We start from the raw sequence: 19,450 nt of genomic DNA on the forward strand, positions 1-19,450 counted from the left end.
CGGGTCATCCGCTCAGGTCGCCGCACCGCCGCGCGGGACGCGGTTTCCCGTGGAGGCGAGCGTCCTGGTCGGCGGAGGTCTGACCGTGCGGGGCGTCGTCGAGGGTGATGCCGTGTCCACGATCTTCCTGCCGCGACTCGTCGACTTCTTCCGCCAAGGGCGGCTGCCGCTCGACAGGATCGTCAGCTTCTATCCGTTCGAAAAGATCAACCAGGCGGTCGAGGAGATGGAAGCCGGCGCAATCGTCAAGCCGGTGCTGCGGATGAACTGAACAGGAAACCAGGGGAGGACGCGATGCAGGTGAAGCATTTCTTCCGGACCGCGACCGAGACCTATACGTTGCGCGGCAAGACCATCAAGCAAGGCGATAACCTGCTGCTGGCCTATTCGCCTGCGAACCGGGATGAGGATGCCTTCGAGCGTCCCTTCGCATTTGTTGCCGACCGGACGCCGAACCGCCACGTCGGGTTTGGTTTCGGCATCCACGCCTGTCTTGGAATGTATCTCGCGAAGGTCGAAATGATTGCCTTCATGCGCGAACTGCTCTCGCGCGTCGACGGAATCGAACTTGCTGGCGAGCCGGCCTGGACCGAGACAACCTTCGTCGTCGGCTTGAAGCGGCTTCCAATCCGTTTCTCGCGACTCCATTGGAAGATGGCCGATCTGCGCGCCCGGAAAGCGAGACCGGTAGGTGTGATGTGTGGAGCTGAGGGATGGATCTGACACCGAGCGAAGCGCAACAGATGCTGCGCCATAGCGCGCAACGGTTTATCACTGAACATTGCGAGCCGGCCGCACGTCGCCATGCGATGCAGGATCCTATGGGATTCAAGCGCGAGAACTGGCGCAAGTTTGCGGATCTGGGCTGGCTCGGGCCTCCGTTTCCGGAGGACGTTGGCGGCTTCGGCGGAGGGCCCGTCGAGGTCGCGATCCTGATGGAGGAGTTCGGCCGGGGGCTCGCGACCGAGCCTTATCTATCGACGGTGCTGCTGGCTGGGGCCCTGGTTGCCGAATGCGGCACGGAAGAGCAGCAGAAGGGTCTGCTGCCGGCCATCATCAACGGCGAGCGTCTGTTGTCGTTCGCTCACTACGAGTCGGACGCAAGGGCAGGTCTTTCCGAGGTCCACACCGTGGCGCAGGCTGACAATCATGGTTGGACGCTTCACGGACGCAAGATCGCCGTGCTCGACGCGGTCTCTGCGGACGTCCACATGGTGTCGGCGCGTTTGCCCGGTGCGCAGGGTGCCGGACTTGCTTTCTTCCTGGTGCCGAAGGATGCCGCAGGAGTGACGCTACGCGATGCACCACGCCTCGGTGGAGGCCGCGTCGCGGAACTGACATTCGACCAGGCCCGGCTTGTGCCCGATGCGCGGCTCGGAACCGGTGCGGACGTGCTGCCGACCATCCAGAGCGTCGTCGATCGGGCGATTGTTGCGCTCAGCGCAGAGGCAGCCGGCATGATGAGAAGCATGTTCGACGCCACACTCGACTATACAAAAGTGCGCAAGCAATTCGGTCGGCCGCTCGCGGCCAACCAGGTGATCCGTCACAGGCTGGCCGACATGTATGTTGAATGCGAGGAGGCCCGAGCGATGGCGGCGCGTGCGGCTCTTCTCGTGGGAGCCAATACCGATTCGACGCAGCGGGCGCTCGCCGCGTCCGGCGCCAAGGTGAAAATCGGCCGCTGCGCGCGCAATGTCGCGGAGCAAGCGGTGCAACTCCACGGCGCGATGGGCGTCACGGACGAACTCGATCTCGGCCTTTATTTCAAACGGCTGCTGGTGTTCGAAGCACTTTTCGGAAGCGTGGATTACCATGTGCAGCGTCACGCCGAGCTATTTGGCAACTCCCGAACGGAATGAGATCAGTCATGTCGCTATCGTTCACGGCCGAGGAATTACGGTTCAGAGATGAGGTGCGAGCATTTATCGCGGCGCGTCTTTCTCCCGAGCTGCGCCGGGCCAGCTCTCTCAACGTGTCCTTCTTCTCAGATCCCGATATCGTCGCTCCATGGCAAAGGGCTTTGCATGAGCGAGGTTGGGTCGCACCCGGTTGGCCCCGGGAGCATGGTGGCCCGGGCTGGACGGCGACGCAGCGATGGATCTTCGAATCCGAGTGTGCCGCAGCAGGAACGCCGCAGCTATCCCCCATGGGTATCAAGATGATCGGGCCGGTCTTGATGCGCTTCGGGACCTCGGAGCAAAAGAAGTTCTACTTGCCCCGCATCCTTAGCGGCGAAGATCGGTGGTGCCAGGGCTATTCGGAACCAGGCTCGGGATCGGATCTTGCCTCGCTGAAGACACGTGCCGTTCGCCGGGGCGACCACTACGTCGTCAACGGCACAAAGATCTGGACAACGCATGCGCACTTCGCAAACCGCATGTTCGCGCTGGTCCGAACCAACGACGAGCCGAGGCAACAGGATGGCATCAGCTTTCTGCTCATTGACATGGCATCCCCAGGCATCACCATTCGCCCGATCATGATGATCAGCGGGGACCATGACGTCAATCAAGTGTTCTTCGACGAGGTGAAAGTCCCCCTCACCAATCTCGTCGGCGAGGAAGGGCGGGGATGGACCTGCGGCAAGTATCTGCTTGAATTCGAGCGGGGCGGCGGAATCAACTCGCCGAAACTGAGATATGCGCTCGAGAAGGTGCGGGGATTGGCCAACTCCGGCTTGTCCTACAAGGCGATATTGCTTCAGGAGATCGCAACTAAACTGTCGGAAATCGAGCTCGACGTCCAGACACTGGAGTTCCTCGAATTGCAGGTGTTGTCAGCCCTGCAAAGAGGCGAAAATCCCGGACCGGTGTCGTCCGTCCTCAAGCTGCGTGCGAGCGAGATCCACCAGGCCATCTCGCGCGTGGGAGTTGAAATGGTCGGGCAAAATGCGCTGGTGGAGGAAACGCGCCGTCCTCTCCATGCCCTTAAGGACCGGCCGCTCATCCCGGAAGAAGTCCTAAGCGTGGTGCCCCGGCATCTCAACGGCCGCGCCAACACGATCTTCGGCGGGAGTTCGGAAATCCAGCGCGACATCATTGCCAAGCAGGTGCTCGGGCTTTGAAGGACTGACCGCGTAAACTTGATGCGGCGCGCCGGAGGTCGTCCTGCAAGGTGCCTATCGCCGACGTCAAAGGCCGGGCGCGATCCCAGCCAGTTCTTCACGCGAGTCGAAAGCCGGAGTCCGAAAGTGGCCTCAGACCATAGCGGGGATCTGGCAAGCTTCCGCATATTCCCGCTTTAGCTTCAGAACCAGGTCCGCTACCGCCGGAATTTCGTCGATCAGATCGATCCCTTGTCCCGCGCTCCACAGGTTCTTCCAGGGTTTCGCGCTCTCAGGCAGATGGTCGTGCCGCATGCCCTTGCCCTTCGGCTCGGGCATGGCGTCTGGATTGAGGCCAGCAGCGCGCAACGACGCGGCCAGCCAGTTCGCGGCCACGCCGGCAACCTTCTCCGTGTAAATCAGGTCTGCGGACGTCTGCGATACGATCATGCGCTTGTATTCGTCGGGCGCCAGCGACTCCCTGGTGGCGATGAACCTGGTCCCGAGATAGGCCAGGTCGGCGCCGAGCACTTCCGCCGCACGTATGGTGGCGCCGTCGGAAATGGCCCCGGCCATGACGATCGTCCCGTTGAAGATCGAGCGGACCTTGCGGATCAATGCGAGGTGGCTGATCGTACCGGAGTGGCCGCCACCCCCAGCGCCGATGCAGATCAGGCCGTCGACGCCGGCTGCGATGGCGCGCTCGGCGAACGGGATGCTGGTGATGTCGTGGAAGACCTTTATTCCACGATCATGCGCCTGTTGAACAATGATCCTGGGATTGCCGCCGACGGTGATCACGATGTCAACGCTTTGTTCGGCACATAGATCGAGGTGGCTTCCGACCTCGTCCTCCGGCGTCTTTGCAGACAGGTTCACCGCAAGCGGACCGACCGGTCCCGGCGCCTGCGCGGCATGTTCGCGCAAATCCGCGGAGATCGTGCGCAGCCAGTCAGCGAACTCGTCGAACGAGCGGGCGTTCTGGCGTGGCAGGGCGCCAATCACGCCCGCCTTGCAGGCCTCGCGGACGAGATCAGGGCCGCTGACAAGGAACATCGGTGCGCAGACGGCGGGCAACGAAAGCGATCGCCGAAGCTTTGGATCGAGCGACATGAAGGTGCTTTTGGGCCGTTCGTCAGCCCGGATCCGGGGCGAACATCGCGATCATCGTCCCATCCTCGGCCGGCTTGAATACGACGTGGACACGTTGCCCGATCCGCAGCGAATCGAGGTCGCAATCGACGATATTGCTCAACATCGTAATGCCTTCGTCGAGTCTCACATAAGCGATTGCATATGGGGTGGGGCCGGCACGGCGCGTGACGCTGACGCTGTAGATTTCACCCTTGCCGGTGACGTCGCTCCATTCGGTGTCGCCGAGACAATAGGGGCAAAGCGGCCGCGGATACCAATGCGGCTTGCGGCAGGAAACGCAGATTTTCACGCGAAGCGATCCGCTTGCCGTTGCAGCAAAGAACGGCTCGGTTGCGGGGTCATGCACCGCCGAGCCGAGCGGGCGGTCCTGATACATCGTCGTCATCTCATGCGCGCTCCATGATGAGGGTGGCACTGCCATGGCGCGAGCCGAGCAGGCCGCCGGTGCCCTGGGCCAGGGCAAGGCTGCAATTTGGAACCTGCACCTTGGCGTGGGCTTCGCCGCGCAGTTGGCGGACGGCCTCGATGACCTTGGTGATGCCGCCGCGATTGGCAGGGTGGTTGTTGCAAAGTCCGCCGCCGTCGGTGTTGAACGGCAGCTTGCCGACTCCGGAAATCAGATTGCCGTCCGCGACGAAACGTCCGCCCTTGCCTTTCTCGCAAAATCCGAGATCTTCGATCTGCATCAGCACCGTGATGGTGAAGCTGTCGTAGATCGAGGCATATTGGATGTCGGACGGCCTGACACCGGCTTCCCCGAACGCGCGAGGACCGGACCAGGCTGCGCCCGAGAACGTCAGGTCGACCTGCCCGTTGAGCTGACCTTTGATCGCTTCGCCGGCGCCGAGAACGTTGACGATGGGACGCTTGAGCGAACGCGCGATCTCGGGGCGAACGACGAGCAGGGCACCGCCGCCATCGCTGACGACGCAGCAGTCGAGGCGGCGCAAGGGATCGGAGATCATGGGCGAGGCGAGGACGTCGTCGACCGTGACCTGATCGCGCAACATCGCATTCGGATTGTGCTGCGCGTGGGTCGCGGCCGCGACCTTGATCCATGCCAGCTGTTCGCTCGTCGTGCCGTACTCATACATGTGACGAGCCGCCGCCAGCGCATACATGTTGACCGTCACGGGGGCATAAGGCGCTTCCCAGGGCACATCGGGCGTTCCGGCGCCGACGAGCCTTGGCGCCACGCCGCTCGATCCCTCGCTTCTCGGCCGGCCCGCGAGCGTGATTAGGGCCACGTTGCACTTGCCCATGGCAATCGCCTGGGCGGCATGCGAGACGTGAACCAAATAGGCGGACCCGCCGGTATCGGTGGTGTCCACATGGCGCGGCCGGAGCCCCAGATAGTCCGCCATGCTGTTCGCGCCGAGGCCTGGCGCATCGCCCGCGCAGAAATAGCCGTCGACATCCTCAAGGCGCAGGCCAGCGTCTTCCAGGGCTCCGCGCGCACATTCGGCGTGCAACTGGGCGACCGTCTTGTCCGGTGCTTTTCGGGTGGGGTGCTCGTAGGCGCCCGCGATGCAGGCTTTGCGTCGAATGCTCATCAGATCTCTCGGACTCATGCTCAGCCGGTGGCCGCCATCTGCATCAAGCATCGTTGACCACGACAGGTCAGATATATATCATTGGTTCAACCAAAGACAAATAGGTGCTGGATGGGTTATTTGAGGGCTGTCGGCGATGGTTGATTATGCAAAGACGCGGGCTTGGCGCTCCGGCGACGTCCGCCACGCCTACACGGCAAGAGAGACCATTCTCTACGCGCTCGGTGTCGGTGCGGCGAGCGATCCATCGGACGAGCGGCAACTGCGCCTCGTATACGAAAAGGATCTGGTGCCACTTCCGACCATGGCGACCGTTCTGGCCTCGCCGGGTGCCTGGATGAGGGACAATGCAGAGCTCGGCATCAATTTCGGGCAAATGGTGCATGGGGAGCAGTCTGTGCAGATGCATGCCGCACTTCCTCCAAGCGGAATTCTAATCGGCAAGAGTCGCGTCGCACGGCTTGTCGACAAGGGCGAGGGCAAGGGCGCCATCATGCATGTCGAGAAGGAACTATGGGACGAAGCTGCCAAACGATTGGTGGCCGTCAGTGAGCAGGTGCTCTTCCTTCGCGGCGACGGCGGCTTCTCACAAGCCGCCGGCGGTGACGAACCCGCCGCCGCTCCGACGCCAGTCCCTGATCGTAGGCCGGATCGCGTAATCACGTTACCGACGCGCCCGGACCAGGCCGTGCTTTATCGCCTGTCGGGAGACCTCAATCCCCTGCACATAGACCCCGCGGTTGCCAGCAAGGCCGGCTTCCGGAGGCCCATCCTGCACGGGCTTGCGACTTACGGATTTGCCTGTCGCGGCTTGGTGGAAACCTTCTGCGACGGAGATCCCGCAGGGCTGAAGACGATCCGCGCTCGGATGTCCGCGCCGGTCTTTCCTGGAGACACGATCCAGCTCGAATGCTGGCACCTCGATGACCGCATCGCATTTCAGGCGCGTGTCGTCGAGCGCGATGCGCTGGTTCTCAGTCACGGCTGGGCAACGACCTGATTCGCCCGAAGCGGTGCGCGCACAAGATGTTTGACTTCAACAGAAACTGAGGAACCGGGAATGACAAAAAATATGGTGTCCCTACAAGGCCGGACGATCGTCGTCACCGGCGCCGCACAGGGGATCGGCAAAGCAACGGCCGAACTGGCGATCGAACTCGGGGCGAACGTCGTCGCCGTCGATCTCAACGGAGAGGCGCTTGGGGCCGTCCTGGCGGCATTGCCTGCGGAGCGGGTGATGAAGGTCGTCGGCAGCGTCACGGACGCGGAGTTGGCCGCGAGCACCGTCGCAGATGCCGTCGGTCGGTTCGGTTCGGTGAACGGACTGGTCAACAATGCCGGCATCATTCGTCCCGCGATGATCGAAAAGATGAGCATGCTTCAATGGCGCGAGGTCATCGACGTTCATCTCACGGGCGCGTTCCTCTGGCTGCAGGCGGTGGGACGCCACCTGGTCCAGCGCGCCAAGGACGGCGACGCCTCGGGAGGAGCTATCGTCAACATCTCGTCTGACGCGGGACGAAAGGGGTCGGTAGGCCAGATCAACTATGCCGCCGCCAAGGCCGGACTGCTCGGCATGACCATGACCGCGGCCCGGGAGTGGGGCAAATATAACGTCCGGACCAATTCGATCTGCTTTGGCGTGGTCGAAACGCCGATGACCGAGGTCGTACGCGGCGAGAAATTCCGCGATGGCATGTTGGCGCAGATACCGCTTGCACGCTGGGCGACACCGGACGAAGTGGTGCGGACCGTCTGCTTCCTGCTCTCCGATGCGTCCTCGTACACGACGGGCCAGCACATCGGAGTCAACGGCGGCTTCCACATCAGTCTTTGATCTTACCGCCTTCGTCCCTGCCTTAGCATCTCTATATTCAGCAGTGCCGAAAGGCGCAGGCGAAACTTGCGGTGGGCGCGCACGAGACGCGACCCACCGGCTCTCTTCTTCTAATCCGCCGTCATCGGCTCGCCGGACAGGCTCCAGCTGGTTCCATCGAAAACGGCGATGCGCAGCGTCTTGAACGCCGTGTAATCTTCGGGTGTGGTGCTGATGGTGATACCCGGCAGCATCATCGGCATTCGCTCGCCGTGCAGGGATGTGGCCTTCCGAATCAGGTTCGCCCGGGTCAACTGGTCGCCGCAGGCCTTCAGAACGGCCCCCAGCGCGTTGACGTTCATGTAGGCGACGAGCACCGAGTAATCGTCTGGATTGACCGACGGCGCATACTTCCTGAGAAAAGTCTTGTAGCCCTTGACCTCATCGTCGTCGGCCCAGGCCGGATCGCCCGGCTGCTTGAGAAACTGCGTGGTGACCAGTCCGCGCGAGGCGTCAAGGCCGGCCGGCTTCAGCACCGTCTCGACGGAGGCGGTCGAGCCACCGATGATGTGCAGCGGATGCCAGTCCAGTTCATGAACCTTGCGGATCGACTGCGCCGCGGCCTTGGCCGAAGACTGCTCGATCAGCGTGTCGACGCCGGCGGACTTCAACTGAACGATTTGCGAGTCGATGGTTGGGTCGGAAACTTCATAGGAGGCTTGGGCAACGATCAGAGCCGCCTTCGCGCCGAGTCCCGCGCGTAGCCCCTTGAGATAATCCTTCCCGAAATCGTCGTTCTGATAGAGGACGCCGATCTTCGCCTCCGGCTTGGCCTTGAGGATGTATTTCGCAACGACGCGGCCTTCGGTCTCGAAGTCGGGATAGAGCGGAACGGTCCAGGGAAATTGAGTCGGATCGTTGAAGCGGCGTCCTCCCGCGGTGATGAAGAGTTGCGGCACCTTCCTGGAGTTGAGATACTTCTGGATGGCGACGTTCGGCGCGGTTCCTATCGTGCCGACCTCGGCAAGGACGCCGATATCCTCGATGAGCTTTCGGGATTGCTCGACGGCTTTCGGCGCACTGTAGGCGTTGTCGAGTTGAGTGAAGCTGATCTTGCGTCCGTTGATCCCGCCCCCTTCATTGAGCATGTCGAAGTAGCCGACCACTGCACGTCCTGCCCCTGCGCCGAACGCGGAGGCCGGGCCGCTGAGCGGCGTCGATTGACCGAGCTTGATCTCGGTGTCGCTGGCGCCTGGATCATAAGTCTTCTGGGCATGCGCGGCCGAGAGGGACAGCAGAGTGGCTGCGAATAGAGAGCACGATGTCAGGACCGATGTACGGCTCAAGGGCGTTCCTCCAGGTCTGCGTTTCTTGATTTGGCGGCTATCGAAGCAGTTCGCGCGCGATGACGAGGCGCTGGATCTGGTTCGTTCCCTCGAAGATCTGGGTCAGCTTGGCATCACGCATCATCCGCTCGACCGGATAATCCATGGTGTAGCCGTAGCCGCCGAAGACCTGCACCGCGTCGGTCGTCACCTTCATCGCCATGTCGCTGCTGAAGCACTTGGCCATGCTCGCGAGCAGGTTGAGGCGCTTCCAGTCGCCGGCGTCTCCAGCGCGGGCGCATTCGTAGACCAGCGCACGCGCCGCCTCGATCTGCATGGCCATGTCGGCCAGGATGAACTGGACGCCCTGGAATTCGGAGATGCTCTTCTTGAACTGTTTTCGTTCCTTGGCGTAGGCGAGGCTCGCTTCGAACGCGCCTTGCGCGAGGCCGACGCATTGGGCGCCGATCGTCGGCCGATTGAGGTCGAGCGCGCGCATCGAGGCCTTGAAGCCCTTGCCTTCCTCGCCGACGAGGTTTTCGGCGGGTACGCGGACGTTGTCCAGGAAGATCGGCGTGTTTGGCGCCCCGCGGAAACCCATCTTGCGCTCATGGCGACCGAAGCTGATGCCCGGCATTTTCTTCGGCTCGAGAATGAATGCGCTGATGCCGTCCGAGCCGGGGCTGTCGCTGGTGCGCGCCATCAGAACGATGTAGTCGGCGGCAACGCCGTAGCTGCACCACTGTTTCCTGCCGTTGATGACGTAGCTGTCGCCGTCCTTCCGAGCCCGCGTATTGAGGGCGGAGACGTCCGATCCCGCCTGGGGCTCGGAAATAGCGATGGCCGTGACGACGCCGCCCTCGGCAATGATCGGCAGGAATCGCTTGCGCTGCTCTTCCGACCCGAAGTGCAGCAGCGGCATGATGAACATCGTGTTGAGGCCGGCAATCGACGCGCAGGCCGGCGAGACTTTCGCGATTTCCTCGCGTGCGATGCACATCATGGTGAGATTGCCGTTGGGACCGCCATACTGCTCGGGCACCCAGAGTTGCATCAGCCCCATCTCGCCGAAAATCTTGACGATCTCCTCGGGGAAGCGATCCGTCGCGTCGATCTCGGCGGCGATCGGGGCGACGTGCTTGGCAACAACTTTCTGAACGCTGTCGCGAAAGGCGACCTGCTCCTCGGTCAAGCTCATAATGGGGGCGCCCTCCTTGCCTAGTTGATATCAATGGTTGGACCAATATATCTTTGACCTAGGGGACTGGCAAGTAGGTCGGGCGCCGAAAGGCTCCCGGCGTCTTCTCCGGCCGCCTCCGGCCGCGCCCTACCCGGCGACATCCGAGAGCGGCAAAATCAGCTGAACCGCCAGACCGGACACGGCATCAATATCTGAAGGTGGACGCCGAAGCGCGGCAGTCCCCAACGAGACGTCGCGGAGGCATAAGAGCCCGAGCAGGGGTGCTGAGGTCTCCAAACGGCAGGACAAGGAGATCGCGCTGGCGCGATAGGCCCGCGCGACCAGCCGACGGCATCGCCGAGGCGACCGGCGTCACTCTTCCGGCGCGCCGGCGACGGGGGAGGCCTTTGCGATCGCGAGCAGGCACTTCAGGAAATGAGCCCGATCCTCCTTGCGCAGGGGTACCAGCATCAGGCTCTGCAGCTCGGCTGCCGCCGGAATGACCGCTAGCAAAGCTTCCTCGCCCTTGGCGGTAATCTGAATCTGAATGGAACGGCGATCTTCCGGACTGCTCTTCTTTGAGACCAGCCGCCGCACGGCCATGCGCTTGAGCATCTCGCTGAGTGTGTTCCGGTCACAACTGATGCGGTCGGCGAGAACGGACGCCGTCATCGGACCCCGCTGGTAGAGCGCCATGAGCACGCCGAACTGCCGCGGCGTGATGTCGCTCTGTCTGGTCAGGCTCTGATAGAGGCCGTCATACCGGGCCTCGAGCAGCCGCAGCAGAAATCCGATGCCGCCTTCCAATTGCCAGGTGCGCGCAAGCTCCGCTGCTGAATCCTTCTCCGTGCGTCCGCTCGCGCTCATGTGCTTTCAACCTCGCTCCGATTCCTGACGGTCGCCTCGCGGGTAACAGCTTGGGTCGGCGAGCTCAACTCTACCGCAATGCGGCGTAATTGGCCGAATTAGAGCCATTGCAAGCGGAAGCGAATTATAATACGTATACGTATTAATTGCCAGGGAGGTCACGTTGCATCTGCGCGAATTGCTGGCGGTCCCTTATCTGCTCGAAGCAGAAGCTGTGGAGAGGGCGCCCGGACAATGGCTGATCCGCCTCGCTTATCCGGAATTACCGGGCTGCGCGGCGGAAGGCGCGGTGGTCGAACATGCGCTCCGGGATCTCGAACGGCGACGGATCGAAATCATCGTCGGCCTGGTCGAGCAAGGCCGGCAGCCTCCGATACCGCGCCAACCGCTCGTAACATCCGATCCACTCTGGACAGTACGCGACCTCGGCCTGGCGGAGCGCGTGGCTCCGCTGCTCACGACGGCAAACCCATAACGGCGACCCGATGCCTTCGATTCGAATGGAGAACTGTCATGCTCTCACATGAAGACAATGAGCGGCTGGTGCGAGTCGGAAAGGGCACACCGCTTGGCGAACTCTTCCGTCTCTACTGGATTCCGTTTTTGCCTTCGGCCGATCTGACCCCGGACGGACAGCCGCGGCGGATCCGGTTGCTCGGCGAGGATCTGGTCGCTTTCAGGGATTCCGAGGGGCGCGTGGGCCTGGTCGACCAAGCCTGCCCGCATCGGGGCGCTCCGCTGATCTTCGGGCGCAACGAGGATTGCGGGCTGCGATGCGTCTATCACGGTTGGAAGTTCGACGTGACGGGGGCCGTCACGGATATGCCGGCAGAGCCGGTGCGTAGCCGTCTCAAGGAGCGGGTGCGCATCAAGGCGTACCAGTGCCGCGAGCGCAACGGCATGATCTGGACCTATATGGGGCCAGACCAGGCTGATCCGCCGCCGCTTCCGAACGTCGAATGGAATCTCGTGCCGCAGGAGCAGGTGCATGTCAGCCTGCGCGTCCAGGAGTGCAACTGGCTTCAGGCCGTGGAAGGCGAGATCGATTCGGCGCACGCGCCGTTGCTCCACGGCCGCCTGGACACCCAAGGCACGACGAGTGCGTGGATCCAGAAGCGGGACCTTCGCCCGACATTCGAATGCATCAAGCAGAATTTCGGGATGAGCATCGCTGCGCGGCGCAACTACGACGCCAACACGCTCTACTGGCGCGTGAATCAGTTCATGCTGCCGTTCTATACGCTGGTCCCGCCGCTGTCTCCGTTCCCGGATCTCAGCGGGCACGCCTGGGTGCCGATCGACGACGAGAACACGCTCTGCATCATGTTCTCATACCATCCTTCCGAGCCGCTCCGCCCCAAGACACGGCAGATCTTCGCGGAAGGGCACAATGGCCGCGAAAGCGGGCACGCCAGTCGCAACGCGCTCGTTCAGCATCCCGTGACGGTCCCCTATGCCGGTTACTGGACCAGGTACAATCCGCAGAACGGCTTCCAATTCGACCACGAGGCCCAGCGCTCGACCTGGTTCTCGGGCTTGCCCGGGCTGTGGGTGCAGGACGGTGCCTGCCAGAGCGGCGTTTCACCGGTCTTCGACCGTACAAAAGAAAATCTTTGCTCGAGCGATACCGGCATCGCGATGACGCGCCGTTTCATCCTCGAAGCGCTGGGCGCCTATCGCGATCATGGCACCAAACCAAAGGGCGTGGCTGACCCCGATGTCTTCATGGTGCGAGCCGTGTCCTTGCGACTTCCTCCGGAGGATTCCTGGGTCGACGTCGGCGCGCCGTTCATGCGGGCCAGGCTCGGCGCCGATTTCGGATACGAGATGTGAGTCGGACGTCCTCTCAACTGGCGGAGGATGGCGCCATGACCGAGCGTGTCATCCCGGTTCGCATCAAGCGCATGACCTACGAGGCCGAACGCATCAATTCCTACGAGTTGGTGCCGCCGGGCGGAGGCGAGCTCGATCCGTTCACGGCCGGCAGTCACATCGATCTGCACCTACCCGACAAGATGATCCGGAGCTATTCGCTGTTGAACGACCAGCGCGAGCGGCATCGCTACGTCATCGCGGTCAACAAGGACGCCGCGAGCCGGGGAGGGGCGAGCTTCCTCCATGACCATGTCAGGGTCGGAGATATTTTGACGGTTTCGGCTCCTAAGAACAATTTTCCGCTCCGCGAAGATGCGGAGACATCCGTCCTGGTCGCCGGGGGCATCGGCATCACGCCGTTGCTGTCGATGATCCGCCGGCTTGAATTTCTGGGACGCCGCTGGGACCTGTTCTATGCCGCGAGGACGCGTGCTGCGGCGGCGTTTCTCGATGAAATCGGGAGCCTGCGGCCTAACGTCCATCTGAATCTGCACGTCGACATTGACGACGAACGCTCGGGGCGGATGTTCGACCTGGCGTCGATCGTCAAACAGGCGCCCGCGCAAGCTCATCTGTACTGCTGTGGCCCCGCGCCGATGCTGAAGGCGTTCGAGGCCGCCGCGGCCGACCGTCCCGAGGGTTGCGTCCACGTCGAGTATTTCCAGGCCAGGGAGGCCCCGGCGCTCGAGGGAGGCTTCGAGGTCAAGCTGGCCAGAAGCAACCGCACCGTCGCAGTGGAAGCTGGCAAAACTATTTTGGATTCGCTCCTCGAGGCCGGCATCTCTCCCAGCTACGCCTGCAGCGAGGGTGTCTGCGGCACCTGCGAGACGCGTGTGCTGGACGGAACACCGGATCATCGCGACCAGTATCTGAGCGAGGAAGAGCAGGCCTCCAACAAGACGATCATGATCTGCTGCTCGGGCTCCAGGACGCGCACGCTCGTTTTGGACCTCTAGCGGAATACAACAATAATCAAGGGATGAAACGCATGGGATCTGTATCGCGAATTGTCGGAGGCCTGATGATCGCTGCCGTGTGTTCGCCGGCGCTGGCGGATTCTGCTCGCGTCATGAAGATCGGCATTCTCAACGATGCCTCAGGTCCGTATTCGGACAATGCCGGCGAGGGCTCGGTCACCGCAGCGAAGATGGCGGCTGAAGAGTTCATGAAGGCCAATCCCGGCTTCAAGGTGGAGATCATTTCGGCAGATCACCAGAACAAGGCCGATATCGGCGCCGCGATCGCCCGGCGCTGGATGGACCAGGACGGCGTCGACGCGGTTGCGGATGTCCCCAATTCGGCGGTCGGGCTCGCCGTCAATGAGGTCGTGCGCGGCAGCAAGGTCGCGTTGATCGCGTCCAGCGCGGCGTCGTCGGATCTGACTGGAAAATTCTGCTCGCCCAATACCATCCAGTGGACGTTCGACACCTGGGCTTCCTCGCACACGATCGGCGAGTATCTCGTCGGTCGCGGCGGCAAGAAATGGTACTTCATCGCCACCGACAACGCGCTCGGAAAGTCGATGGTCCGCGATGGAACGTCCGTCATCACCGCCGGCGGCGGCAGCGTGTTCGGATCGGTGAACGTGCCGATCAACAGCCCGGACTATGCCTCGTTCATTCTCCAGGCCGACGCCTCCGGCGCGGACGTGATCGCGTTCGCAACCGCGGGCGGCGATACGGTCAATCTCATCAAGCAATCGGCCGAATTCGGCCTGAAGGAGAAGGGACGGCAATTTGCGGCCCTGCTGGCGACGACCAACGACATCGAATCGAGCGGGCTTGCGACAGCGCAGGGCATGATCATCACCCAGCCGTTCTACTGGGATCTCAATGATGCCAGCCGTGCCTGGTCGGCGAAGTTCAGCGAGCGCCAGCACGGCCACTCGCCCACCGCCTTTCATGCCGGTGTCTATTCCTCCGTCATGGCCTATCTGAACGCGGCACACGAGGCCGGAACGAACGACGCGCAGGCCGTCATCCGCAAGATGAAGGAAAAGCCGATTGACGATGCGCTGTACGGTCGCGTCGTGGTCCGTCCGGATGGCCGCGCGATCCACAACATGTATATCCTCAAGGCCAAGGACCCCAAGACGTCAAAAGGCAAATGGGACCTGCTGGAAAACATCGGTGTTCTCTCCGGGCCCGAGGCGTTTCGGCCGCTCGATCAAGGCGGCTGCACGCTGGTCGAGAGCACAAAAGCGAATTGACCGACGCGACATCGCGCCGCGATGTCAAACGACAGCAATTTACCGGATGACACCATGTTGAATCAGCTTGAAGCGGAATTCCCTGAACATACGCCCCGTCCTTCCGGCGCGCCAAAAGCGCTGGGCGGCATCAGGGTGATCGACTTCTCGCACTTCATCGCCGGACCGTTCGCGACGATGATACTCGCCGATATGGGAGCGGAGGTCATCAAGATCGAGGTGCCGGGCCGCGGCGATGATCTTCGCCGCTACCCACCCGTGGACAAGGAGCTCGGGCTCGGCGCTCCGTTTCTCTGGACCAACCGCAACAAGCGCAGTGTCGCGCTCGATCTCAAATCGGAGAGCGCAGTCGGCATCGTGCGGGAGTTGATTGCGACGGCGGACGTGATCGTCGAGAATTTCTCGACGGGCGTCATGGAGCGCCTCGGACTGGATTATCAAAGCTGCCGCAAGATCAGGCCGCAGATCATTTATTGCTCGGTCTCGGCCTACGGGCGCGACGGTCCGTATGCGGATCGGCTGGGTTTCGATCCCATCGCCCAGGTCGAAAGCGGCTTCGTATCGATGAACGGCTACGCCGATCGCGAGGGCGTACGTGCCTTGTCGCCGGTCATGGACATCAGCACGGCGATGATGGCGGGCAATGCGATCCTCGGGGCCCTGGTCGCTCGCGAGCGCACCGGCCTGGGACAGGCGGTCGAGCTTTCGCTGTTCGACAGCGCCGTCCTGATGACCGGCTACGCAACGATGCAGCATCTGTTCACCGGTGCCAATCCTCAACGGGGTGGAAATACCAGTCCGGACACGTGCCCGTCCGGCGTGTTTCAGGCCAAGGACTGCGCGTTCTACATCAATTGCGGAAACGACAAGATATTTCAGCGTCTGATGTCGCAGGTCCTTGATCGTGACGATCTGGCTTCGGCGGAGATCTACGCGACGGGGTCTGATCGGATCGGGCGTCGCGACGAGCTGTTTGCGCTTCTCGGCGAAGCATTTGCGCAGCAACCATGGGCGCACTGGCAGGCGCGGATGAGGGCCGCCGGCGTTCCGCACGGACAGGTGCGAAGCGTGGGCGACGCGATCCGATCCCCCGAGGCCAGGGAACGCCGGATCGTCACGCGCATTCCGCACGACAGGGTGGGTTGGGTGCCGAATGTCAGCCTCCCGATCCGCTATTCAGAGACGCCCATTGCCGATCCGGTGGCGGCTCCCGCGGTCGGACAGCATACGGAGAGCGTGCTTCGCGAATTGCTTGGTTATGACGACAGGCGGATGGTAAGCTTGGCGGAGGCCGGAGCGTTCGGTCCGAATGCGCCGCGAGGCAGCAAGGCCTGATGTCAAAGCCGGGCGACCAGCGGACGCTCAGGGGCCGCGTTGCCGTGGTCGGCGTCGGCGAGACCGATTATTATCGCCACGGCACGTCGCCGGATCCGGAGTTCAAGCTCGCGTTGAAGGCCATTCTCGCCGCGTGCAAGGACGCAGGACTTGATCCGCGCGACATCGACGGATTCTCGTCCTACGGCGACGATCGAAACGAAGCCTCGCGGTTGGCCGCGGCGCTCGGCACGCACCGGCTTCGTACGACGACGATGCAATGGGGCGGTGGAGGAGGCGGCTGCTGCGCCGCAGTGGCCAACGCTGCGGCCTCCATTGTGGCCGGGCTGGCCGACTGCGTCGTGGTGTTTCGCGCATTGGCGCAGGGCCAATATGGCCGCTTCGGACAGGTCGGCGGCACCGAGACCATTTTTGGTGAAAAGGCCTATCTGATGCCGTATGGCGTCCTGGCTCCGCCGCAGCGCTTTGCGATGAAGGTGCAGCGCTACATGCACGAGCATGGCGTCAGCCAGGGAGCTTTGCGCGCGATCGCGCTCGCGTCGTATCGCCACGCCCAGTCAAACCCGCGCGCTGTCATGCATGGCAAGCCCCTCGACATCGAAAAATACGATGCCTCGCGCTGGATCGTCGAACCGTTTCATCTCTACGATTGCTGCATGGAGAACGACGGCGCCGCCGCGCTGGTCGTTGTTTCGCAGGAGCGTGCGCGCGAGTTTCGGCAGAAGCCGGTCTTCGTGCTTGGCGCAGCCATGGGCGCAGGACACCGCAGCGGAGCCATTCCCCACAATACGCCGAGCTACGCCAGCGCCGGCTTCGACACGGTTGCTCCGGATCTTTATCGCATGGCCGGGCTAGGCCCTTCCGATGTCGGAACGGTTCAAGCCTACGAAAACTTCACCGGAGGTGTCGTCATGGCGCTCGCCGAGCATGGTTTCTTCGAGCCTGAGCAGGCCAATGATTTTCTCACACTCGAAAATCTCACCGCGCCATCAGGGCGGCTTCCCCTGAACACCAGCGGTGGCAATCTTGCCGAATGCTATATGCACGGCCTTGAGCTCGTGCTCGAGGCCGTGCGCCAGGTCCGCGGCACCTCGACCAACCAGGCCGAGCGGAACGACGTTGCCATGGTCATTGGCGGTCCGATGGTCACGCCGGTCAGCAATCTGCTCCTCGGCTCGGAGGCGACGCTGTGAGCGTCCCGGAGAACGTGTCCTATCTTCCCAAGGGGCTTCCGATCCCGGTGGCTGAGCCCGACGGCCTGTCGTCGCCTTACTGGGCGGGATTGCGCGAAAGCCGGCTTCTCGTCCAGCGCTGTGGGGACTGTGGTGCTTGGCAATTCGGCCCCGAATGGATCTGCCATCGATGCCACGCTTTCGATCTGGAATGGGTTGAGGTCGCTCCGCTTGGCCGCATTTTCAGCTGGGAGCGGGTCTGGCATCCGTCGCATGCAGCGCTCCGGCAGCACGGCCCCTATCTCGCCGTCCTGGTCGAGCTTCCGCATGCCGGCGGCATCCGCATGGTAGGGAATCTCCTGGGCGACCCACGGCAGGCGGTCACAATCGGCACCGAGGTTTTTGGCGTGTTCGAGCATCATCCCGATTCTGATCCGCCATATTCGCTGCTGCAGTGGCTCCTCTAATGGCCCCTTTCAAGATCGGCTTGACCGTCTGGCACCGTCGCGAGCGCCGTCTACGGCAGAGCGATCTTTCCACAGCCGCAAGAGCAAATCCCGTTTTCGGTCGCAGTTTCAGTCTTGGATTGTAAATCCGCGCTGCCATAAAGTTCACGTCGTCGACGGGGGCGATTGAGCAGTGCGAATCCGATCTAGTAGCCGTCGTCGCCGGCACAAATGGTAATGGAGACAAAACCGGGACCTTCTCAGTTCGTCGCCTACGCGAAGGCCAACCCGGGCAAGGTCGATTTCGGTTCCCCCGGCCCCGGCACTGCCCAGCACCTCGCCCGCGAGATGTTCCAGGCGGCCGTCGGTGACGCCGCCGGCCCCGAACGGCACCACCCAGGTGATCGCACGGTTCGGCCAGGATTCCGCGGCCGTCTGGGCCCTCGCGGTACCCGCCTGGAGCGCCAGAATCGTCGCGGCAACGAGACACAGCAGCGCTCTCATCACCGTCGATCCGGGGCAACTGGTTTTCGCCAGCGATTCCATGGCTGCAGTCCCCCTCGCTGCAATGTGGCCGTTTATGGCCATGTTGAGTGAACGCTACAGCTTTGAGAGCCCTGCAACCATTCGCGCAATCTGAGCATCTCTTTTGCAGAATATGAAAAGATCGATGAATCGCCTTCAGGGTTGGACCTTCAGGCCTTGGACCTGTTTGTCAGAACCGTCCGCGAGGGCAGCGTCTCGGCGGCCGGCCATGGCGATGGGTTCGCCGATGTCATGGGGGTGACGAGGATCGCGCTCTTGCCGCGCTCGGCGATGACGCCACGCGCATCGCTCCTGGAATTTGCCCGACGAGGCAGACGAATTCGGACTCCCGTAAGTCATTGATCTTTCAGCCCCCGGCTACTGTGCATGGGGTTGTTTTCGCGTTTATTGTTGTCCGAGGTCATAAGACCCCGCTCAGGGTGCTAATAGCTTGAACCAACTCCCCGCCCGCTCCGACCCAGCAATGCCCCGCCATCCGGCGGCACCGAGGTAATCCACCACGATGTTCGAGAAGACCTACCGGGACCGCCTGGACGCTGATCTTGCGCGATGGGAGGCCGATGGCGTGATTGCGCCGGCGGCGGTCGCCTCGATCCGCAATGCGCTGCCGCCACTGCCTGCGGGCATCAACATCGCCGTCGTCGTCGGCATCGTCGGCGGCTTGTTGATCGCGGCCGCGTTCCTTGCCTTCGTGGCGGCGCACTGGACGGAGATCGCGCGGCTGCTGCGGTTCGCGATCCTGCTCGCCGGCATGGTCGCTACCGGCAGCCTCGGCGCTTGGTTCGCTGCGAGGGGGCGCGAGGTTCTCGCCGATCTCTGCGCCAGCGTCGGCGCCATCATCTTCGGTGCGGGCATCGCGCTGGTCGGCCAGATGTACCATCTCGGCGAGGATTTTGCCGGCGGCATGCTGCTGTGGTCGATCGGC

Annotated in this window: 20 protein-coding genes and 2 pseudogenes; 16 read left to right on the forward strand and 6 right to left on the reverse strand. The window is 62.7% G+C overall.

Annotation, left to right across the window (positions count from 1 at the left end):
* The 4 genes and pseudogenes from MOV74_RS10940 to MOV74_RS10955 form a co-directional block, all read left to right on the forward strand.
* Nucleotides 1-271, forward strand: a pseudogene (locus MOV74_RS10940) (NAD(P)-dependent alcohol dehydrogenase); the annotation flags it as partial.
* Between the two features lie 23 nt (nt 272-294).
* Nucleotides 295-723, forward strand: a complete 429-nt coding sequence (locus MOV74_RS10945; protein WP_258719521.1) for a cytochrome P450 — start codon at nt 295-297, stop codon at nt 721-723.
* Entirely contained in the window at nt 714-1,862 is a 1,149-nt protein-coding gene (locus tag MOV74_RS10950) for an acyl-CoA dehydrogenase family protein (RefSeq protein ID WP_246921354.1), read from the forward strand. Before MOV74_RS10945 ends, MOV74_RS10950 begins: the two co-directional genes overlap by 10 nt.
* Nucleotides 1,863-1,870: 8 nt before the next feature.
* Nucleotides 1,871-3,067: an acyl-CoA dehydrogenase family protein gene (locus tag MOV74_RS10955; RefSeq protein ID WP_246921357.1), complete on the forward strand. Its 1,197-nt coding sequence runs from the start codon at nt 1,871-1,873 to the stop codon at nt 3,065-3,067.
* A 132-nt stretch (nt 3,068-3,199) separates the two neighbouring features.
* On the opposite strand, the gene MOV74_RS10960 is transcribed toward MOV74_RS10955, so the two are convergent.
* The 3 genes from MOV74_RS10960 to MOV74_RS10970 are packed head-to-tail and all read right to left on the reverse strand — an operon-like array spanning nt 3,200 to nt 5,754.
* Complete coding sequence (locus MOV74_RS10960) at nt 3,200-4,123, reverse strand: nitronate monooxygenase family protein (protein WP_246921360.1); 924 nt, start codon at nt 4,121-4,123, stop codon at nt 3,200-3,202.
* 58 nt (nt 4,124-4,181) lie between these two features.
* A complete protein-coding gene (locus MOV74_RS10965) occupies nt 4,182-4,586 on the reverse strand; it encodes a Zn-ribbon domain-containing OB-fold protein (protein WP_246921363.1) in 405 nt (134 codons plus the stop codon).
* 1 nt (nt 4,587) lies between these two features.
* Nucleotides 4,588-5,754, reverse strand: coding sequence for a thiolase domain-containing protein (locus tag MOV74_RS10970; protein ID WP_246921365.1), 1,167 nt, complete (start codon nt 5,752-5,754; stop codon nt 4,588-4,590).
* 136 nt (nt 5,755-5,890) lie between these two features.
* Between MOV74_RS10970 and MOV74_RS10975 the strand changes: the two genes are divergently transcribed.
* The gene (locus tag MOV74_RS10975) at nt 5,891-6,754 is read left to right on the forward strand and encodes a MaoC/PaaZ C-terminal domain-containing protein (RefSeq protein WP_246921368.1); all 864 of its coding nucleotides are present in this window, start codon (nt 5,891-5,893) and stop codon (nt 6,752-6,754) included.
* A gap of 60 nt (nt 6,755-6,814) precedes the next feature.
* Nucleotides 6,815-7,591 (forward strand): SDR family NAD(P)-dependent oxidoreductase, encoded by a 777-nt coding sequence (locus tag MOV74_RS10980; protein WP_246921370.1) that lies wholly within the window; start codon nt 6,815-6,817, stop codon nt 7,589-7,591.
* A gap of 110 nt (nt 7,592-7,701) precedes the next feature.
* Here the strand turns inward: MOV74_RS10980 and MOV74_RS10985 are convergent, their stop codons facing one another.
* The 3 genes from MOV74_RS10985 to MOV74_RS10995 form a co-directional block, all read right to left on the reverse strand.
* Nucleotides 7,702-8,916, reverse strand: coding sequence for an ABC transporter substrate-binding protein (locus tag MOV74_RS10985; RefSeq protein ID WP_246921375.1), 1,215 nt, complete (start codon nt 8,914-8,916; stop codon nt 7,702-7,704).
* Between the two features lie 37 nt (nt 8,917-8,953).
* A complete protein-coding gene (locus MOV74_RS10990; protein ID WP_246921378.1) occupies nt 8,954-10,093 on the reverse strand; it encodes an acyl-CoA dehydrogenase family protein in 1,140 nt (379 codons plus the stop codon).
* Between the two features lie 354 nt (nt 10,094-10,447).
* Nucleotides 10,448-10,942: a MarR family winged helix-turn-helix transcriptional regulator gene (locus tag MOV74_RS10995; protein WP_246921380.1), complete on the reverse strand. Its 495-nt coding sequence runs from the start codon at nt 10,940-10,942 to the stop codon at nt 10,448-10,450.
* Nucleotides 10,943-11,105: 163 nt separating this feature from the next.
* Between MOV74_RS10995 and MOV74_RS11000 the strand changes: the two genes are divergently transcribed.
* The 10 genes and pseudogenes from MOV74_RS11000 to MOV74_RS11045 all read left to right on the forward strand — a co-directional run.
* Entirely contained in the window at nt 11,106-11,417 is a 312-nt protein-coding gene (locus MOV74_RS11000) for a hypothetical protein (protein WP_246921382.1), read from the forward strand.
* Nucleotides 11,418-11,455: 38 nt separating this feature from the next.
* Entirely contained in the window at nt 11,456-12,775 is a 1,320-nt protein-coding gene (locus MOV74_RS11005; RefSeq protein ID WP_246921384.1) for a Rieske 2Fe-2S domain-containing protein, read from the forward strand.
* A gap of 35 nt (nt 12,776-12,810) precedes the next feature.
* Entirely contained in the window at nt 12,811-13,773 is a 963-nt protein-coding gene (locus tag MOV74_RS11010) for a PDR/VanB family oxidoreductase (protein WP_246921387.1), read from the forward strand.
* A gap of 65 nt (nt 13,774-13,838) precedes the next feature.
* On the forward strand, nt 13,839-15,026 hold the full coding sequence (locus MOV74_RS11015; RefSeq protein WP_246921389.1) for an ABC transporter substrate-binding protein: 1,188 nt from the start codon (nt 13,839-13,841) through the stop codon (nt 15,024-15,026).
* Nucleotides 15,027-15,080: 54 nt separating this feature from the next.
* Nucleotides 15,081-16,361 carry a CaiB/BaiF CoA-transferase family protein gene (locus MOV74_RS11020; RefSeq protein WP_246921391.1) on the forward strand — a complete coding sequence of 427 codons (1,281 nt, stop codon included), beginning with the start codon at nt 15,081-15,083 and terminating at the stop codon, nt 16,359-16,361.
* On the forward strand, nt 16,361-17,554 hold the full coding sequence (locus MOV74_RS11025) for a thiolase C-terminal domain-containing protein (RefSeq protein ID WP_246921395.1): 1,194 nt from the start codon (nt 16,361-16,363) through the stop codon (nt 17,552-17,554). Before MOV74_RS11020 ends, MOV74_RS11025 begins: the two co-directional genes overlap by 1 nt.
* Complete coding sequence (locus MOV74_RS11030) at nt 17,551-18,000, forward strand: Zn-ribbon domain-containing OB-fold protein (protein ID WP_246921398.1); 450 nt, start codon at nt 17,551-17,553, stop codon at nt 17,998-18,000. The genes MOV74_RS11025 and MOV74_RS11030 overlap by 4 nt, the downstream gene beginning before the upstream one ends.
* Before the next feature lie 216 nt (nt 18,001-18,216).
* A pseudogene (locus MOV74_RS41270) lies at nt 18,217-18,297 on the forward strand (hypothetical protein); the annotation flags it as partial.
* 49 nt (nt 18,298-18,346) lie between these two features.
* The gene (locus MOV74_RS11040) at nt 18,347-18,619 is read left to right on the forward strand and encodes a hypothetical protein (RefSeq protein WP_246921405.1); all 273 of its coding nucleotides are present in this window, start codon (nt 18,347-18,349) and stop codon (nt 18,617-18,619) included.
* 408 nt (nt 18,620-19,027) lie between these two features.
* Nucleotides 19,028-19,450: DUF2157 domain-containing protein (locus MOV74_RS11045; RefSeq protein ID WP_246921402.1), on the forward strand; the 423-nt coding region annotated here is incomplete at its 3' end.

Origin of the sequence: Bradyrhizobium sp. SHOUNA76 (assembly GCF_023006445.1) — a bacterium.
Classification (GTDB): domain Bacteria; phylum Pseudomonadota; class Alphaproteobacteria; order Rhizobiales; family Xanthobacteraceae; genus Bradyrhizobium.